This is a genomic window from Pontibacter roseus DSM 17521, assembly GCF_000373265.1.
Taxonomy (GTDB): Bacteria; Bacteroidota; Bacteroidia; order Cytophagales; family Hymenobacteraceae; genus Pontibacter; species Pontibacter roseus.
This window is the reverse complement of record NZ_KB890762.1, coordinates 856,308-875,042: the sequence shown is the minus strand read 5'-3', so window position 1 is coordinate 875,042 and position 18,735 is coordinate 856,308. Positions and strand designations below refer to the sequence as shown.

Here is an 18,735-nt window from a genome sequence, read left to right as displayed (position 1 = left end):
TTAACTAACTTTTCTCATCTAAGACTTATTTATACTAATAGTTAAAGAACTAATTATAGTTAGAATAGTAATAATATTATAAGGTACCCACTGACTCAAAATGATTAGAAACTATCTATGCACTGAAGCTAAGTACATAGTTACTAAAACTTAACTTCTGCCTTTTAGAATTGTTCTAACGCGGTTAAGTCCCCATTATATTGGTTATGATATTGTATAAAATTTATATCTATCTAACCGATTTCTCCATTAGTGATAGAAACAACAGTAAATCAATTTGATACATTCTGAAGCGTTTTGCTATGCAGTATTAATTTGTTTAATATATACTAGCCAAAGTCTTGCCATCTTTGGTTAGTATATATTATGTTGTACAATTGCATGATTTCAGAATGTAGCGGTAGATTCTAATTATTTATGCCTGCATAATGAAATTTTATTATAAACTAGCAGTCAACCTCCTGCTGACAATAATATTCTTTGCAGTTTCTTGTGACACAAAGAAAGAAGAACCAACTCCACAGGTAATTCCAAATCATGCACTCACTGTGCATGATAATGTTCTAGTTGTAGATTCCTCCCGATATAGTCTTATTCTTGATTCTGCACTTTTATCAGCAGGAACCTATCGGTTTATCTCTTCTGGCACGGCCTTGAATGCTCCTGTGGGTACAGTTATAGTTGGAGCGCAAGGCCGAGGTTTTCTACGTCGTGTAACCGCTATCAATACTCAAAATAATGAGACAACACTACAAACAGAACAAGCGAGCTTAGATGAGCTCTTCAAGAGCGGTATGCTTAATCTCAGCACGGCATCTGATAGCTTAGTTGAAGGAAGAAAAACAAGTAGTGAAGGCTTTAGCTACTCATTTGAAGATGTAACGGTCTACAACGAGGGGGCTTTAAGCCTGTTGTTAAAAAAAGGCTCTGTGAGCATGAATCCAGATTGGGTGTTTAAACTGAATTTTAACCCTAATTATATTTATGATGCTGAAATAGCGACCTATAATGCCCCACTTGAAGGAAATTTTGAGTTCAATGTAACAGCTGATCAAGCTGTTACATTAATAGAACGTAGCAGTACATTAAAAAAATACCACAAAGACTTTACTAGATGGGTGCCAGTACTAATCCTTGGGATACCAGTAGCAATACCGGTTACAGTTCGAATGTTAATTAATTTGGACCTACAATACAGCGCAGCTATAAATGGGAAAATGAATCAAAACGCCACTTTTAGCAACAAAAGTCATTTTGATATAGGTGTATTACGTAAAAATGGACAATGGCAAGGTATCTATGACTTATCACCCAATAATACATTTGAAACTGGGGCTGTTAGTGGCAGTGCGAGTGCCAATGTAAAGATGGCCCTTGTACCTAAAATTAGTTTCCAGCTTTATGGAGTTGTAGGTCCTTACGCTTCAATAGGTTTACAGGAAGAGTTGAATGCTTCAGTAACATCCCCAGACCTCAATTGGGATTTTCGAGCCGATGTATGGCTACAGTCAAAAGCCGGTATCGAAGGGAAAATATTTAGTAAAGAGTTGCCTGACTTCTCAATAAGTTGGGATACTGAGAAGCTTTCATACAAGACTCCAGAGCGACTGGAGCGTATATCAGGAGATAACCAAACTGGTCAGGAGGGAAAACCACTTCCACTACCGGTTAAAGTAAGGGTGCTTGATTCAAAAGGTAATCCACAGAGAAATGTACCTGTCTACTTTGTGCCTGCTAATGGCAGTGTAACTCCTACCAGTGTACTTTCAGATGCAAATGGATTTGCCGAAGCTACCTGGACACTTGGCGTTGCGGCTTCTTCCCTTCAACATTTGAATGTGTCTGCAAAAACAGCTAATGGTCAAAGTATCAATAACGCCCCTCTTGATTTTGCAGCTACTGCAACTCCTTCAGATTCTTCTACTATTTCGTGCATCCCAGATGAACAACTTAATTTACTGATTGGAAGTGGTCAAAAAGAATGGCGCTTAATGACTTTGACAATGTTATCTGACAGTACTTGGACATATTATACACTACCAAATGATAGAATAATCTTTACATTTGTTAGGGGCAACATATATTCCTTCTCAGGTTTTGCTCTCTCAGATAATCCTGCCATTATAAAACTTGAACCAAATACATTGATATGGGTTATTCCATTTTGCGATAAGAGTGGAGGGGTGTCTTTTAATTGGAATCCTGCAAGAATTAAAGCATTAACACACTCACAGCTAATTATTGAATATAGCGCTGAAAATGTTTATGATAGCAATAAGATTTATACATACATATATACATTTCATGCACAGTGATTACCTAATTTTACTGTAATAAATTGATAGTGTCTTTATAAAAAAATTTTTGATATTTGAAGCCCCGTACCAATAGAGCATCATAGAAAACTAGGGTGCCGTCTATGTGCAAAACAGGAGGAAAATCGGATTAATTACCTTCTATTTTCTACTTCATTCTACTTTAAATATGAAGATGTAGCTAATCCCTCGCGCGCGTACTGGTCAAATCTTACCTCTTTATATGCAAGTTATGTGAACTCTTTATAGTGTTGAATTTTGTTGATTTGTCTCACTTCTACTGTCTAATAACTGAGCTTTTTTAGGTGTCCGATGTGTAAGGTTTTGATAAGCCCTTATGTAAAGAGCCGCTAACCTTTTTTAGTGTGTTCAGTTTGTCAGATTCCTAACTAACGCGCGCGCGTAAGGTCCCCTTTTATGGTTTCCGAAAATGTCAAGTTGTGACAAGTTTAATCCTCACCTGTGGCACATCTTACAGGGCTGCCTTTTATAACTTTCTTTTGCTTCTTTCTTTGAGATTGCCGTTATAGTTTTAGTGCAGTATTGCAGGCCCTTGCAATTGTTCTTTTTGTGGTAGGCATAAGCTAAGCTACCCTCGCAAATATAAACGGTCGGCTTTTTGAGTGTCTGGTGGGTAACAAAATCTTTGGGTACTTTGACTAGTGCCCCGCCCAAAGTAATAAAGCTAAGTAGTAAAAGGTATTTCATGAGATGGCTAACGATGGCATTTCTATCAGTGCCACTAACACCCCTCTTTTCTTAAAAGTTTATGATAGCTCAGCTTATTGTTACTCCCTTTATGTGTAGCAGGGAATACTAACTTTTACTAACCGCAACTAATACAGGCCTGCTATTATAATATAATTTGCTGGGTATCCATTGAGCTTATAAAGAGCCTGTAAAGCGGTTATGAGTGATTTCAGGCCCGATTCCTTAAGATTTTTCTTATCCGCTCTCAGATAGTTCTTATAGGCATAGTCCCCATACCTTTCTACATAGTGCTTTGCCTCAATCTCCTTTACCTCTTTGAACTCCTTAGCCATCACCACCCGTCTGAGTTTATCCCTAGCCGCCCTCATGCTCCAGTAATCAGGGAAAGCATACAGCCTATAGGTATTATTTAAATCAATATGATTCATTTTGTAGCCTTTTTTGGCTGTTTTTGACCACGATAATAACAAAAATAGGCCCTTTTTAGGGGGCCTAACTAGTCACTTTTTCTTTCTCAGTTGCATACAAACCCGCTTTAGGGGCTAACGGTCGTTGTTTTGGGACCGCCCTGAGATTCAATATACCCCCCTTACCTCAATAATGACAGCGGTTTTTTTTGATGGGCTTACGGTCGGGAATATGCTGATACTGGTAAGGTTTTACTAGGCCCTACCCCCTGCATTTGGGTTGACAGTGTGTATTCTTTGGAGCTAACGACCTTGGCTTTATTTCATATTTCTACTTAGCCAGCTGAGTTGCTTCCCAATTCCCATATTAGCCAAAGGTGTTTCCACATTATACCCTAACTCGTTAAGTCTTCTCACTAAGAACTCTCTGTAACGCTTCCCAGCCAAAAAAACGATATTATCTGCTGAAGTTGTATTACTTAAAATTTTATAGAGTACTTCTTCTGCCCATATTAATCGCTCTTTCTTAGGCATAGAGTTTAAGGTCTTATCATAGGGTTCTATCAATGCCTTAGGGTCTAAAAGTCCATATTTAGCAGACAGTATAAACCACGAATCAGCATGGTCTTCAGTGTATGCTCTTGCTTTCTTAAACCAACTGGAGGAGTAGAAATCTGCTGCAGCTGCTTTTTTATCAAGCTTTACGCTGACACAGGATACCAAATAAACATTAGCCATGATGATATTATATTATAGGTAAAGATTTGGCTTCTGCTTTTGCCTGCCGTCTTATCTCTTTTAGCCCTCTGTAGAAGGGGTGATGCTGATTCTGGTCCAAATTCAACGGAAGATATAAACTTTTGATTAGTTCCTCCTCAGGTTCCCATGGTGTCGGATATTCACTCCAAGTAATAAACGCATTTTGATTCATCCAATCCGACAGAGCCTCCTCACCACGGCCAAAGGTGAGTCGCTTACCACTACCTACTCGTCGAAGCTGAATGTTAAGATTATCGCTCAACAGGCAGCCAAGCGTAAGTCGAAGTGTAGATCCCTCTGCGTTGCCATTATAGTGGTAGCGCAGCCGACTCCTTATGGTCTGACTGCTGGGCTTACCTCCATTCACAGGAGGGGCTTTCGGTGAAATACCTATATAAAGCAGTGTGTACTCGTTATAGCAATGGCAGCCTTCGGTGGGAACTCCAGGTGGAACTTCTTTAAAGTACCAAGCATATATGCCTGGAGCCTTCGGGATAGGGCAGGGGGATTGTAAAACTTCCTGTCGGGATTTTAGAATAGGCCGGTTTAATAACTGCTGTTTTATGATGTCCATGTTTGTTTTCTTATTAATCTCGATGGGCTTCAAAATTCATATTTGGTGCTAAAGCGTTTTCATCAATGAAATTCCAGGAAGGCTGTAGCTCATTAATCAATGAACCTTTAATGCCTGCTGTTAGGCTTATATTGTAACCCGCATAATTTAAAAGTCTATTATCAGGGTAACTTAAAATGCTAACAGGAATATTCTGCTCAAGCGATTCAACAATTAAGCTTCTAATTTCAACATTGATTATCTGTGTTAAATCAGGTCTTTTGTATTTATACATTTGGCTGCCTAGAGTCGTGGGGGATAACCCGATATATTTGATTTCATTATCAATTATAAAGCTATAAAGAGCGTTTTTTTCTCGCCAGCTTTCGTTGAGGAAGCTAAATTGAAGGTAATGTTCATTTATTAAGAACCATTTACCTATTGGGTTGAACCCTAATTGTGTTAATCTTTCCATTTTTATTTTAGAATAGGTTTCTATACACATTACAACTTGAAATGCATTCCTGTGTATTATACATAACATACTCTTACTAATATATAGTAAAAAATTTTTACTATTCAAACATTTGTATGGTTTTTTTCGAACATTCTAGTTTAAGATTACATATTTTTTAATGCTTTTAAAGAAGCAGGACTGTTGAAAAGTAATATGTACTTTCTCAAACATGAAATCTAAGCCTATCTAAATTCCCCCCTTACCTTTAAGTTGGATGTGTGTCTAAATAGTTATCATGCGGTCGGGGCTTTTGAATAACTGTAGAGATTTAATAGCCCCACCCCCTTAAGACTTTTAATTAGCAGCATGAAAAGAATATGATTATGCGGTTGGTGTAATATCTTTTAAAGATAGCCTAGTTGAAGAATTGCTGTAAATGATAGAAAAGTGTAAATGTTTGTATATATATTGCACCCTTAATATATAGTAGTTACCTTAGGCTAGATGATTGAAAGATTAGATTATGATGGCAAGCCTTGTATTATAGGGTATCATACTCAAGAGTTTCGATATACAGGCACATTGGATAATCCAATAGTATGTAAAACTAAAGATGCGTGGCTAGGTATTGGATTTTATTTTTGGGTTGATTTAGAATTTGCTCATTACTGGGGGGAAGACTTTAAAAAAGATACCACTGGTTATTATGATATCTACATAGGATTTATAGAAGAAGACAAGCTTTGGAATACTGTTTTCAGTGAAGATGGCTATAACTTCTTCTATAAAATTGTTAACGAAACTATTGAGCAAATACACAGCCTAAATCGTAAATTGACATTACAAGAGGTACATAGGCTTTTAAAAGAAAAATTCTGGGAGCCAATGGGTATTTCAGGCATAATCTATGATGATACACCTAATAACCCTAAAGGTAAAAACAGAGTACTATCAGAGATACATCCTCTGTATTATAAGAAAAGAATTCAAATAGTTGTATTTGAACGAACAAAGATTCATAACTTTGACATCCATTTAGAAGAGCAATGTTAGATTATAAAAAACTGTACGAGGAATTCCAGTCTCGTTTATCTAAACTGACAGTTGAAGAATTAGATAATTGGGTTAAAAAGGATAGAGTTCGAATATTTCAAGAACAGATTCAAGAAGAAGGAAAGCTTTCTGGCAGCTTATTGTCTGAATATTTAACTTCTCCTTATGTAGAAATTCCTGAAGATTTAAGTAGCGATTTCCTAGCAGGGGAGATTAATTACGCTATGGCTGCCTAACATGAATAACCCAAATAAAGAGCCATTAACTCCTGGTTCAATTCGTCTTGAAACTCTTCAAGTCACAAAAGTTGGTTTCACTGGTAAAGAGTTTCCTACTATTGATGCAACTCCTCAGTCAATAAAATTCGAACTTGAGTATCGTCCTATCCCGCTTCAATCAGTTACTGATAAGGACAAGCATCATTTCGGAGTTCAATTTACTTCTAGTATAGTAGATGTTAATGGTGCTATAAATCTAGAGATAGAAGCTACAGCTATATTTGAATCTGATAAAGAAGTAAATGACGACTTTTTAGGCTCTGGTTTTGCGAAGGTAAATGCACCTGCAATAGCTTTCCCTTACTTAAGGTCATTTATATCAACGCTCACACTAAATGCTGGTTATACTCCAGTTATTTTGCCTTCTGTTAATTTTACTAAATCAGTAGAAAAAGTCGCCCAAAACAAGCAGTAGTTGGTAGATGAAATAGAAATCAATAATGACAACTAGTTTATCTAGAAAGCTATTTAAGCTGTTAAGGGTAAAGGTTGGGACTGTTCCTGAAAGCTTTGCAATAGCTTGCAATTATGTACTACAAAGGTTTTACAGTTCTTGTACTGTCTTGAAAGTGATTGATAGTAACTTACCTTTTCTATTGCCTTATCGTAGCCTAAAGCCGCTGTAAGTTCGTCAAAAGAGCAGTGGTAAAACTCTCTTGCTAGTGCAGGCTTTTTGGGACATGGCGGCTTTAAAAATTGGTTATAGTTGAACTGTGTCAGGTAGTCTGCTAAATCCAATCCTTTGGCCCTGTCGCTTTCGCTTGCTTTTCGTTCCAGCAAATCCGAAACTGCAAAGGTTGCTATTCCTGATAGCTTCTTTGCTTTCTCGCTCCAATCGTCATAGGCTTTTAGGTCAGGATAAAGCATAACTTTTCGGCCCCGTAATACTTGGCATTTATCAGAATTTAACCCGCCTTTGCTACCCGCTGCGAGCCAAATATAATCAGGTAGAAATATACTGGCTATGATAGCGGTCTTCTCACTTTCCACTATGGCAACGGGCTTTAATGGTTCTGCTTTTAAAAGGTGTTCGCCAAAGAAGCATTGCTGTAAATTATAATCTGGTATCTGTAAGGCAGTGTGAACCCATGTTATACAATTGTGTGGCTCTTTAATCCTTCTACCTGTATTAGGATTATAAAGTATGATTTTACCCGCTCTTATCCTGCCTTTGCTGTCAATCTGGTAGAAGACCGTTGCACCTTGCCAATGCTTTGATGTTCCGATAAAGTAGCGGCCTATAAGCTGGCTTGTCATATCAGGACCGAATAGCCCTTGCAGGTAGTTGGTAAAGTGGTTTGAACCGTATCCCTGCAAACTTGCTTTCAGTGTTTCGCCTGTCAGGTAGCTGATAGGCTTTGGCTGGGGTAAGGGTTGCGACCTGTGGTCTTTCTCGTAAAGCTCTAGTTTATCGGGATTGCTCTCAAAGTATTGCTTTGGAGTATAGTGATAACCGCAATTGTCTTCGCGATTGCAGCGGCCTGCGTATGGGCTTAAATGCTGCCTTGTATCAGTGTCAATGTAACGGGCAAAGGTTCGGGGCTTGTTACAGTTCGGACAAGCGTAGCGGCTTGCCTTGCCTTTATAAGGCTCCAGTATAAAAGGGTGTGATTGCATGGCTAAAGGTTGATAGAAATGAATAGATAGGCGTTCAAGGTGTTCACACTGTTCACATTATGAACAGCGTGAACAGTGTGAACATCAGCTTTTAAGGTACTTGTTTACAGCTCCTAGAGAAATACTAAGCTCTGTTGCAATCTGCCTTTGGCTTTTCCCTTGTTGGCTTAACTCTTTAGCTTTTTCTATAATAGTATCTCTGTCCTTTTCGGTGTGTTCCCGTAGGTGTTCCCGTTCCGCTGCCATACCCATAAATTCAAACTGTAGGAAGTTTAAATCTTTGGTTACCTGGCATAAGGCTACGTTATCAGCGTCATAGACTATTTCGGTATTCCTGGCTTTAATCTGCTTGATATACCGTATGTTCTTGTCGCTGTGGCTTTCACCTATTGCAAAGGCACTGTCGCAGAAGTTCATCAGCATTTTACTGCCTGATAGGTCATTGCGGGTAAGGGGCTTTGATAAATCCCGTTTAGGGGTATGAGCCAAAACCAAAACCGATAGGCCGTATTTGCTCTTTAATGCCTTTAGGTGTTTCATCAGGGGTAAAGCGTCCTTTGCCTTTTCAGTTTCATTCTTTAGATAAGTCAGGTTATCTATTATCAGAACCTTTGCACCTGTTTCAACTATTGATTTATCTAAAGAGTAATTCAGATAGTTTTCAAAGGTGGGAAAGGCGTCAGGATAGGCCGCGTCTGGGTTTATTTCGGCCCTGTAGAAATTACTATCAAAGTTATAGTGCTGAGCAAAATCTAAAGAATACCTTACCTCAAATTGCTTGTCTGATAGTTCAAAATCAAAGTAAAGAATCTTTTGCTTTGGGGCTTCCAGTCTGAACCCTAGGATATGTTCACCTGTGCTTATGCTGTTGCCTATTTGTACTGCGAGTATTGATTTGCCTAAGTTGGTATCGGCAAACAGTATGCAGATTTCTCCCTCGTGAAAGAACACATCAAATAGCTTTCGGGGGATAGGTCTTTTCTTGGCTTGTTCTATCCATCTATTAGCAGTCCTGATAGAAAACAACCCGTTGTTCTCACTGACTTCTGTTGCGTAGTTTGCAAGCTGTTCCGCATCTGCTTTGATTTCGTCTAAACCTATTGCCGTAAAGTTAAAGGTAGGGTTAAGCTTATCCATTGTGGTGGCCTCCTTTCCTTTGGCGTTCTACTGCCTGCGTTAGCTTTTCGGGGTTGATGCTAAAGCGTTTAGCTATTGATGTTAACGCTGTAGGGGATAGGGTGAGGTAGGGTGCAGCTTGCAGGAAATGGCGCAATTTCGTATATTTACCCTGTCCTTTTTGATAGGGGGATAGGCTATGTTTCGTCCGCATATCCTTACCCCCTTTTTCTTTTAGCTCCTACATAAGCGGCGGCTTGTTCCGCTATTTCTGCGGCTGTCTTCTTTCGCCCTGCCTTTACATAGTCAATCAGTTCCGTTTTAGAAAAATACAAGCGGCCCCCTCGCTTACTAACTGGCAGTTCCCTACGTTGCACCATTGCATAAATAGTGGTGGGGGAAAGGGAAAGAAATTGGGCCGCTTGTTGAACTGATAGTAATTCATCAGTTGCGGGGGTTAGGTTTGAGGCTGTTTTGCCAATTGCTTTGAGAACTGCTCTTTGTATCAAAGCGCTGAGCTGTTCGCTGTCTAGTTGAATAATTACCATATCCTTTGAAGGTTTGATTATGCTTCAAAGGTGTTGCAATTAACCAGTGGGCTTTATAGAGTAAATATCAAGTCAATAGTAGCTGCTATTACTCTTTAGCCTCATAATGTTTTTCCTGAGTGATTTTTTGCATATCCTGAAAAATTTTCAAATTTGCCTCAAGGCTAGTATTCCTTAAAGCTTGTGATAGGTCGGTTTCATATTTGGATAAATCGACACTTAAAACAGAGCCTATATGCTTCATAAACTCGGCCTTAGTAGGGATTTGGCCGTTAGCTGTCTCAAAATATCTCAATTCATATAAAGCGTTAAATACTCTTATTATGTCTGTTTTTGCGCCTCTTTTGCTTTGATTAAGCTTAAACAAAGGTTCTAAGGTAGGTGTAGATATCTGCTCATGCACATCTTGTTTGTTATTAGTATCGTTAGGTTTGAAACCTTCAATATCATACTTAAAGTATGAATTCATAACATTAGGTGCATGAGGGTATTCTCGGTCGAATGCAGTATTTAAGAACCTGAATAGTACATTATGGTAGTTAATCCTACTAGGCTCTTTGCTTTGCCAGTCGTTAAATGTTATTTTATTATGAATTGCTACTAGTACCCAAAAGAATAAAGCTTCAATTCTTCTCCCAGCTTCATTAGGTGTTTCATTTCCCTTTGGTAATTTTAGTAATTTATATAGTGTAGCAGGTTTATCAAATAAGGCTTTTGATAATTCAATAGATTCATAAATTTCATTAAGGAAATGGAGGGGCTGAAATGCATGACCATATCTTTCTTCTAAATCATAATAGATATCTGTATTAAATTCATTGACTAAATAATTATCTATACTTCTTTCAGCTTTTATAAATAAGAATTCAGGAGCTAAAAATTTGTTGCTAGCTAGATGACCATACTTACTATACAATAGTTTATAAATGATGGCTAAATTGATATCAAATTTAGGATTAGAAGAAATTCCTGTCTCGCCAATAAGGATGCAAAACAGAGATTCCCAAAAGCGTTGTGGACTTGCATAATAAATCTCAATGTCCTTATCTCCGAAAGGTAAATCCTCAACCCACTCGAAATATTCAACAACTTCATCTGGAGATGAACTGTGCTTTAATATAATTGCTAACTGATTATGAATGAGATTATAAAATTCTAAGTCAGCTAAATTGCTATAGTAATCCTTTATGAGTTGATTGTATGGATTAGTCAAATAATCGTTGATATCAACTTTAGGAGTGAATGGGGTGAATACATTCAGCATAATTCGTCCTTTTCAAAATAGCTTAAAATTCTAGTTTAATTTTTCCTGCGGCCTCTCGTTTAGCCTTATCAATTACTTTGGCATAAACCTGTGTAGTTTTCAATTCCCTATGTCCTAGCATTTTGGAAACGGTGTAAATGTCGGTTCCTAAGGATAATTGAAGAGTGGCGTAGGTATGTCGGAAACAGTGAAAGGTAATATGCTTTTCTATCCCTGCGAGCTTTACCCAGTCTCTTAGAATCCCGTTGATGTAAGCTGAGTATTCTAATCCCTCAAAGACCTTTTCGGATGGATTGCCACGGTCTGCCAATAACTCAAAAGCTTGTTCGGATATGGGTAAAACCTCTGTGCCTTGCGTTTTTTTCTGTCTGAACTGAATGTAATACCCCTCGGCTTTGCTGTGCTGAACTTCGCTCCATGTGAGCTTTTGAATGTCGGAAAAGCGTAAGCCAGTCAAGGCAGAAAAAATAGCGGCTTTCTTTAAAATAGGTAATGCGCAATTGGTACGGTTAAGAGTATGCAGTTCTTCAAGCGTCAGGTATTGCCGCTGTGTTTCGCCAGCCTTTATACTAGGAATCTGCGGGTTAATGTCTTTAGCTAATAGGCCATCTTTGTAAGCTTGTTTAAGGACCGCCTTTAGCTTATTAAAGTAGGAAACAGCTGTATTCCTAGATATGATTCTAGTCTTCGTGTGGGGCTTGTTTGTCCTTTGGCTGGGGGCTGTTAGAAGATACTCCTTATACTCAGTGCATAGCATAGGCGTAAGCTCAGATAGTTTTACACCATCGTCAAAAAATTGACTTATGTAGTAAAGCGAGCTTTGCCAGTTACCGCTATTCGTGCCTGAGCGTTTGGCCGCTTGTGCCTTATAGTAGTCCGCTAAGGTCGTTTTCTGGCTTTCAGATGGTAGAAATCCATACCGTTTATTCTGAATAGCAAGCTGCCTTTTTGCCTTGATGTTTTCGGCTAAAGCTTGGGTGTCTTTATTGTGTTGTTTGTCTAGCTGGCTTTTGGGCTTATCGAATAGGTGCAGGCCCAGGTATTCCTTGCGTACTAGCTTACCCGTTTCAGGATGGGGGATAGGTGGGTAATAGTCCAGAAACAGCGACTGCCTACCGTTGCTGATAGGCTTTAGCCTTAGCGTTACTTTTGTCATCGTCCTTTTTATTTGTCGTCCTTTGTGTGATTAGCGTTTAAGCTGATTGGTCAAGATAATATCAATCTCAGATTTCGACACATAGCTAATGCGTCCTTGCTTGTGCTTGGTAATGTTGTTGCGCTTTATCACATCGTATAAGGCCTTTTCTGATATAGTGTAAAGGCTCAACACCTGTGATATAGTGTAACAGTAGTCCGCGTTGAACGTGTGTTGTGCAGGCTCTTTCGGGCCTGTATTGAGTGGTTGCAATGCAAAGAGTTTGTCGATTGCTGTCCGCTGTATGATGGTCGTCCTACCAATCTTAGCGGCTGTAAGCTCTCGTTTCTTGATGGCTCTCCAGATAGTCCAGCGGCTAAGCCCTAAAAGCTTGCAAGCGTCCGCAATACTAAGATATTCTTTATTCTTAATATCCTGCAATGGCTTCTCTTTCATCTTCTTGGTTACCTGATTGCTTGCTTCAATAGTGACGGCTTTTTGTCGGGCCTTATAAGCCCTTTTAGCGCATGAATCCCCGCAATACTGGGTTACGGTGGTCCTAGCGGTGAACTCACTTCCGCAGTGCTGGCAAATACGCCGTAAGAATATGTTTGAACTCATGTTAATCTGTTGCTATACGTTTCAGCTTGTTGCTGTATGGTGCAATATGTTGCATGATTTCGCCAAATAAACGGTCTGGGGGACAAACTCAGACCGTAGGGGACAAATGAGGGACAAAACCGATATAAATATACGGATAACAGAATTATATAAGCTATTAAATTAATAAATAAAAAACCCCCTAAACCAGACGTTTAAGGGGTTTGTTATAAGTATGGTATTGTGCTGTTTGTAAGAATTACTTTCCGATGCAGAACTTGGTAAAGATATTGTCCAATAAGTCGTCAGTTGTGATTTCGCCTGTAATCTCACCCAGGCTGTAAAGTGCGCGGCGGATATCGGCCGCTACCAAATCACCACTCATTCCTAAGCCAATTCCATTCAGCACGTCATCAAGGGCTGTATAGGTTTTGTTCAGGCTGTCGACGTGTCGCAGGTTTGTCACGATAGTCTGCTGTTGAGTGTTGAGTTTACCGAGGTTGACGCGTTCTACCAAGGCTTTTTTCAGAACCTCCAGGTTGGCACCGTCCGCTGCGGATATCTGCACCAGGCCGGCTATACCTGCAAAGGAAGCCAGCGTTTCCGGAGAAGCCTCGTCTATTTTGTTAGCCACCGGCAGCAGGGGCCGTTCCTTCGGGTTTAGTTGTTCCAATTCTGACTGTAGTTCCGCTGGAGTAGTGGTGGTCACGTCAAACAGGTAGATGATGAGCGATGATTGGCTCAGCTTCTGCATGGTACGCTCTACCCCGATAGCCTCCACCTTGTCTGTTGTTTCGCGGAGGCCAGCCGTATCGATGAAACGGAAAGTGATGCCCTCGATGCTTATTTCGTCCTCTATGAAGTCTCGGGTTGTGCCTGGCACATCCGACACGATGGCTTTCTCTTCATTAAGAAGCTTATTGAGCAGGGTAGATTTGCCGGCATTCGGTTTGCCCACAATTACAGTTGGTACCCCGTTTTTTATCACGTTGCCCAGTTCGAAAGACTTGAGCAAATCCCGGATGATGTGCTGTATGTTCAGTATGAGCGCACGGAGTTGGTCGCGGTCAGCAAACTCCACATCTTCCTCCCCGAAATCCAATTCTAACTCAATCATAGAGGCGAAGTGCACCAGCTCAGCCCGAAGTCGCTTGATTTCCTGCGAAAAGCCACCACGCATCTGCTTCATGGCTACATCATGCGATAAGGCGGAGTCCGAAGCAATCAAGTCGGCAACAGCTTCGGCCTGTGCCAGGTCAAATTGCCCATTCAGGAATGCGCGTTTGGTGAATTCACCGGCATTTGCCAGACGAGCGCCTTTTTTTAATAGAAGCTTGACAATCTGTTGCACGATGAAATCTGAGCCATGGCAAGATATTTCCACCACATTTTCTTTGGTATAAGAGTGTGGGGCGATGAAAAGCGACACCAGCACTTCATCCAGAATCTTTCCCTTGTCGCGTATGGTGCCGAAATGGATGGTATGGCTAGCCTGCTGCCTCAAGTCCTTACCTCTGAAAACGGAGTTCGTCAACGTTATGGCTTCGGGTCCTGAAAGGCGTATGACGGCGATGGCGCCTGTGCCTGACGCGGTGGCTAGGGCTACAATGGTATCGGTATTAAAGAAATGGTTTGTCAAGATAATGCTGTTTTATGCTTATGCAAAATTAGTGAATTCTTATTAGATGATGGTTTTATGGTATAGTAGCTTAAAAGCTAATGCATAAGAACTACTACCAGTGGAACTACTATTTTGTTTGTAGCTGTTGGCTCTGTAGCTTGCCCTGGCCGGGCGGGCCTCACTTTTTGTCTTGACACAAAAAGTAAGCAAAAAAGTCAAGACGCTCCAAACTCGCTGACCGCTCGAACAGTGGAGCGCCAAGTGGTGCACCTGTCTGCTGTCTTGGCTGCGTGGCTGCTGTTGTAAGTATGCCTTGCTATACCTGCCAGTGTTATGTATAAGGAGTTTCAGATGCAACCGCGCCTATACCTCTGGATTAGCTACTGTAGTTTCTGTCATTCCGACGAAAGGAGGAATCTGTTACGCTGCCCACCGCCGGTTCGAGCGCAGCGTGAACCGGCGGTGAGACATGAGATGGCTACAGAAGTCCTCAAAAGAGCAGCATCTGCGCTGGCGCTAGTTGTGCGGTCAAGGGTATGAGATTCTCCCTCTCAGAAGGGGTGGTTGAAACAGGTATATCAATCACTACTACCGAAATATGCATGCTCTATTTTCGCTTTCCAAACTCCTGCCACGTCATGCTTTTGTGGTGGTTGCCGCCGAAGTAGGTGAGAATCTTGGTGAGGGTAGGGGCATCAAGGTAGCCCGGGACAGGGGTAAGCATGTTGAACTGTTCGTCCAGGTATACGGTGGTGGGGTAGCTCATCTGCCCTTGCAGCAGGGCGACGGCCAACTCATGCGACCTATATTGTTGGTTGTAGGTATAGGTCTTACCTCCCACAGTGATAGGCGCTTTTCCTTCCGCATCCAGTTTCACGGCGTAGTAATGCTTGTTAATGTAGTCTACCACAGCCGGGTCGGTGAAAGTGGACTTGTCCATTTTCTTGCACCAGCCACACCAATCGGTGTACACATCAATGATGACCTTGCGGGGCTGCTTTTTTATCTTGGCCTCGGCCTCTTCCATCGTCAACCAGTTGATTTTAGGCGATCTAGACTTATCTCCCTTGTCAGGGAAAGTGAAAGCCGTCAGTAGAAACAACAGAATAAGGAGCGGAAGGAGCGACACTTTTCGAATCATAAAACTAATTTTCTTTTAGTCAAACGACAAGTTGATGGCCTCAGTATAGTGAATGCCATACCTATACCGGCTGCAGTTGTTTTCGCCTGATGAGCAGCCCGCGTGAAGGGGAGAACAGGATTGCCAGCAGAAACTCCATACCTGTCACAGTGGCAATGGCACCGGCAATAGAACCATCGAGCCAAACCGCTAGGTAATACCCCCCCACTGAGGCCAGTATGCCCAGCAGCACGGATAGCACCAGCATCACTTTAAAGTTATCCGTCAGCAAGTATGCTGTAGCCGGAGGGGCCACCAGGAAGGCCACCACCAGGATAGCGCCTACCGACTCAAATGAGGCTACCGTCGTGAGCGACACCGCCGTCATGAGCAGGTAGTACCACAGCGACGTGGAGATGCCGATGGCAGCCGCAAACGCCGGGTCGAAGGTAGTCAGGAAGAGCTCTTTGTAGCCCAGCACGATGAACAGGATGATAAGCAGCGTGGTGATACTAAGCGTCCAGACGGTGCGCGGTCCCATGCTCAGGCCACTTTCAGTTATCCAGAGGTCGAGCGGCACGTAAGCTATCTCGCCATAAAGCACGCAATCCTGGTCCAAGTCCACCTGTCCGGCAAAGACGGAAATGAGGATGATGCCGATGGCAAACAGCCAGGTGAAGGTAACGCCGATGGCAGCATCGGCCTGAACCCGTGCGTAGCGGTGGAAGAACTCGATGAGGAAGGTGGTAAGCACCCCCAGCAGACCTGCCCCAATGAGCATGGGCACCGAATCGCGGGAACCCGTCAGCAGGAAGGCAATGACAATGCCCGGCAGCACGGCATGGGAAATGGCGTCGCCCACCATGGCCATGCGACGCAGAATGAGGTAACAACCCAGCAAGCTGCAACAGGTCGCTACCAAAGAGCCGGTCAGTATTATCCAGAATGCGTTCACCTATTTTTAATTATGAATTACTAATTATGAATTACGAATGATTGACTCGTGACTCAGAACTCAAGATTCAGAACTCCCATCATGGAATCCTGGCGCTGTGCGGGTCTAGGTCGGGGTAGTTCAGTTCCTCGAGCAGGCGTTTTTCCAGCTCCGGCGTGATGATGTGCTCAATGGTTTCGGCATCTTCGTGCACATGGTCAGCTGCCAAATGCAGGTACTGCGTCAGGTATAGCTCCCATAGCCGGTGCAGGCGCACCACGCGTCTCCCGCGCTTTTTCCCTTCCGTCGTCAGAGTCCAGCTTTGATGGTCCCGCTTCACATAGCCTTGTCGTTTGAGTTTCTGCAAGCCACTTATGGCTTCTCCTTTAGGTATGCTGCGACGCTCCAGTAACTCCGACAGGCTGCGGGAGGTATAGAAATCCTGCTTCAACTCGCCCAGTTGGTAAAGTAGCTTGAGCAGGTTCTCTTCCAGAATCTGGGTCCTGTTGCGGCGCTGCCGCAGGAGGCGAGCCACCCAGCCACGGCCAGGAGCCAGAGCAAAGGAGAATATGGCTATCATGGATACAATGAGCACAATCCAGGGTCCTGTAGGCATGGCCGGCGCGGTATACGACACATAAGCTCCGGCTATACCTGAAAAAGCACCAATTAGGGCAGCCAACAGCAGCATCACCTTCAGGTTTTCGGTCCAGAATCGGGCGGCGGCGGCGGGCGTGATGAGCATGGCCGCCATCAGCACGACGCCTACCGCCTGTATACCTACCACCACGGCAAACACGGTTAAAGTAGTCAGCAGCAGCTCCAGTGCCCGCACTGGGTAACCGATAGTACGGGCATAAGCCTCGTCAAAGCACAGCAGCGTGAGCTCTTTATAGAAGAGGATGACCACCAGAAGCAGCAGCACAGCCACCACACTGAAGGTAATCAGGTCTTCGCCGATTAGTGAGGCTGCCTTTCCAAACAGAAACTTGTCGAGGCCGCTCTGGGCGGCGTTGCCGGAATGTTGGATGGAGGTGAGCAGCAGGATGCCGATGCCAAAGAACACAGACAGAACAAGCCCAATGGCTGTGTCTTCTTTGATGCGGGAGCGGCTCGTGATGAAGTCAATCGTCACCAGTGAGAGCCAACCGGTTACAAAGGCGCCAATGAGCAGGATAAAGGGATTCTTGGTGCCCGACAGGATGAAGGCGAGGCAGACGCCCGGCAGCACCGCATGCGCTACGGCATCGCCTACCAGTGCCCGCTTCCGGAGCAGCGTGAAGCAGCCCACTACCGCTGAACTACTGGCCAGCAAAACGGAGCCCAGCGTGACATAGCGGATGTTGGCGTCTGCAAACGAGAAAAACTCCAGAAACTCCTGCATGTACTAATTGTTGATTGTTTAACAGGTATAACTCTCCAAATCTCCCAACTCCTAAGCTCACTTCACCTTCGTTTCCCGGGCTGGGAATTCCTGTCTGCGCAGTAGGTCGCCCACTTTGGAGAGGAGGGTGAGCTTGCCTCCGTACGTCTGCTCCAGCAGCTCCTGTGTCAGCACTTTATCGGTTGGGCCAGAGGCTACCAAGCGCATGTTCAATAGCACCACCCAGTCGAAATACTCGGAGGCCGATTGCAAGTCGTGGTGCACCACAATGACGGTTTTGCCCTGGTCCCGCATCTGGCGGAGCAGCTGGATGATAGCGGTTTCGGTCGCGATGTCCACACCGGCGAAAGGCTCATCCATAAAATAGATGTCAGCGTTCTGGGCAAGGGCGCGGGCCAGGAACACACGCTGCTGCTGCCCGCCGGAGAGCTGCGAGATTTGCCGGTTGGCAAAACTCTGCATGCCCACTTTCTCCAGTGCCTCCATAGCGGCATCCTTGTCGGCTTTGCGAGGCCGCTTGAAAAGCCCCATATTTCCATAGCGGCCCATGAGCACCACATCAAACACAGAAGCCGGGAAATCCCAGTCCACCGACTCGCGCTGCGGCACATAGCTGATGCGGTTGTATACCTGTTTCAGGGGCTGGTCGAATATGCGCACATAGCCGCTGCTGATGGGCAACAGGCTCATCATGGCCTTGATTAGCGTAGACTTGCCGGCACCGTTCGGGCCAATAACGCCCACCAGGGCGCCTGCCGGCAGCGTCAGGTCAATGCCCCAAAGCACCGGTTTCCGGTCGTAGCTCACGGTGAGGTCGTGTACCTCCACTACTGGATTGTCTACTTGAAGTATCATGTAATATT

At 43.1% G+C, this 18,735-nt stretch carries 19 protein-coding genes; 4 read left to right on the top strand and 15 right to left on the bottom strand.

The features are described from left to right. The first annotated feature begins 428 nt into the window (after window positions 1-428). Window positions 429-2,315, top strand: a complete 1,887-nt coding sequence (locus B051_RS0110425) for an Ig-like domain-containing protein (protein WP_018478147.1) — start codon at window positions 429-431, stop codon at window positions 2,313-2,315. 836 nt (window positions 2,316-3,151) lie between these two features. On the opposite strand, the gene B051_RS0110415 is transcribed toward B051_RS0110425, so the two are convergent. The 4 genes from B051_RS0110415 to B051_RS0110400 all read right to left on the bottom strand — a co-directional run bounded on the left by B051_RS0110415 (window position 3,152) and on the right by B051_RS0110400 (window position 5,220). Further along, window positions 3,152-3,454 (bottom strand): hypothetical protein, encoded by a 303-nt coding sequence (locus B051_RS0110415; RefSeq protein ID WP_018478145.1) that lies wholly within the window; start codon window positions 3,452-3,454, stop codon window positions 3,152-3,154. 297 nt (window positions 3,455-3,751) lie between these two features. Continuing rightward, a complete protein-coding gene (locus B051_RS0110410; RefSeq protein WP_018478144.1) occupies window positions 3,752-4,171 on the bottom strand; it encodes a DUF6884 domain-containing protein in 420 nt (139 codons plus the stop codon). Between the two features lie 7 nt (window positions 4,172-4,178). Further along, complete coding sequence (locus tag B051_RS0110405; RefSeq protein WP_033316847.1) at window positions 4,179-4,766, bottom strand: GIY-YIG nuclease family protein; 588 nt, start codon at window positions 4,764-4,766, stop codon at window positions 4,179-4,181. A gap of 13 nt (window positions 4,767-4,779) precedes the next feature. Continuing rightward, window positions 4,780-5,220: a GIY-YIG nuclease family protein gene (locus B051_RS0110400; RefSeq protein ID WP_018478142.1), complete on the bottom strand. Its 441-nt coding sequence runs from the start codon at window positions 5,218-5,220 to the stop codon at window positions 4,780-4,782. A 486-nt stretch (window positions 5,221-5,706) separates the two neighbouring features. On the opposite strand from B051_RS0110400, the gene B051_RS0110395 reads away from it, so the two are divergent. The 3 genes from B051_RS0110395 to B051_RS21985 are packed head-to-tail and all read left to right on the top strand — an operon-like array spanning window position 5,707 to window position 6,948. Next, window positions 5,707-6,255, top strand: a complete 549-nt coding sequence (locus B051_RS0110395) for a hypothetical protein (RefSeq protein WP_018478141.1) — start codon at window positions 5,707-5,709, stop codon at window positions 6,253-6,255. Beyond that, window positions 6,249-6,491, top strand: coding sequence for a hypothetical protein (locus B051_RS0110390; protein ID WP_018478140.1), 243 nt, complete (start codon window positions 6,249-6,251; stop codon window positions 6,489-6,491). Before B051_RS0110395 ends, B051_RS0110390 begins: the two co-directional genes overlap by 7 nt. Before the next feature lies 1 nt (window position 6,492). Further along, window positions 6,493-6,948 (top strand): protein-export chaperone SecB, encoded by a 456-nt coding sequence (locus tag B051_RS21985; protein ID WP_018478139.1) that lies wholly within the window; start codon window positions 6,493-6,495, stop codon window positions 6,946-6,948. Window positions 6,949-7,001: 53 nt separating this feature from the next. Here B051_RS21985 and B051_RS21160 read toward each other — a convergent pair whose 3' ends face one another. The 11 genes from B051_RS21160 to B051_RS0110330 all read right to left on the bottom strand — a co-directional run bounded on the left by B051_RS21160 (window position 7,002) and on the right by B051_RS0110330 (window position 18,727). Then, window positions 7,002-8,150 carry a DUF6371 domain-containing protein gene (locus tag B051_RS21160; protein ID WP_018478138.1) on the bottom strand — a complete coding sequence of 383 codons (1,149 nt, stop codon included), beginning with the start codon at window positions 8,148-8,150 and terminating at the stop codon, window positions 7,002-7,004. Between the two features lie 84 nt (window positions 8,151-8,234). After that, window positions 8,235-9,287 (bottom strand): AAA family ATPase, encoded by a 1,053-nt coding sequence (locus tag B051_RS0110375; RefSeq protein WP_018478137.1) that lies wholly within the window; start codon window positions 9,285-9,287, stop codon window positions 8,235-8,237. A 197-nt stretch (window positions 9,288-9,484) separates the two neighbouring features. After that, window positions 9,485-9,814 carry a helix-turn-helix domain-containing protein gene (locus B051_RS0110370; RefSeq protein ID WP_018478136.1) on the bottom strand — a complete coding sequence of 110 codons (330 nt, stop codon included), beginning with the start codon at window positions 9,812-9,814 and terminating at the stop codon, window positions 9,485-9,487. A gap of 88 nt (window positions 9,815-9,902) precedes the next feature. Beyond that, window positions 9,903-11,078: a hypothetical protein gene (locus tag B051_RS0110365; protein ID WP_018478135.1), complete on the bottom strand. Its 1,176-nt coding sequence runs from the start codon at window positions 11,076-11,078 to the stop codon at window positions 9,903-9,905. Between the two features lie 22 nt (window positions 11,079-11,100). After that, complete coding sequence (locus B051_RS0110360; protein WP_018478134.1) at window positions 11,101-12,234, bottom strand: site-specific integrase; 1,134 nt, start codon at window positions 12,232-12,234, stop codon at window positions 11,101-11,103. 30 nt (window positions 12,235-12,264) lie between these two features. Continuing rightward, on the bottom strand, window positions 12,265-12,669 hold the full coding sequence (locus tag B051_RS0110355; RefSeq protein WP_245539607.1) for a helix-turn-helix domain-containing protein: 405 nt from the start codon (window positions 12,667-12,669) through the stop codon (window positions 12,265-12,267). A 403-nt stretch (window positions 12,670-13,072) separates the two neighbouring features. Then, the gene (gene mnmE / locus B051_RS0110350) at window positions 13,073-14,452 is read right to left on the bottom strand and encodes a tRNA uridine-5-carboxymethylaminomethyl(34) synthesis GTPase MnmE (protein ID WP_018478132.1); all 1,380 of its coding nucleotides are present in this window, start codon (window positions 14,450-14,452) and stop codon (window positions 13,073-13,075) included. A gap of 589 nt (window positions 14,453-15,041) precedes the next feature. Beyond that, entirely contained in the window at window positions 15,042-15,575 is a 534-nt protein-coding gene (locus B051_RS0110345; protein WP_026236324.1) for a thioredoxin family protein, read from the bottom strand. Between the two features lie 61 nt (window positions 15,576-15,636). After that, a complete protein-coding gene (locus B051_RS0110340; RefSeq protein WP_026236323.1) occupies window positions 15,637-16,509 on the bottom strand; it encodes a metal ABC transporter permease in 873 nt (290 codons plus the stop codon). Between the two features lie 79 nt (window positions 16,510-16,588). After that, window positions 16,589-17,872 carry a metal ABC transporter permease gene (locus B051_RS0110335; protein WP_018478129.1) on the bottom strand — a complete coding sequence of 428 codons (1,284 nt, stop codon included), beginning with the start codon at window positions 17,870-17,872 and terminating at the stop codon, window positions 16,589-16,591. Between the two features lie 57 nt (window positions 17,873-17,929). Beyond that, window positions 17,930-18,727: a metal ABC transporter ATP-binding protein gene (locus tag B051_RS0110330; RefSeq protein WP_018478128.1), complete on the bottom strand. Its 798-nt coding sequence runs from the start codon at window positions 18,725-18,727 to the stop codon at window positions 17,930-17,932. Between the last annotated feature and the right edge of the window lie 8 nt (window positions 18,728-18,735).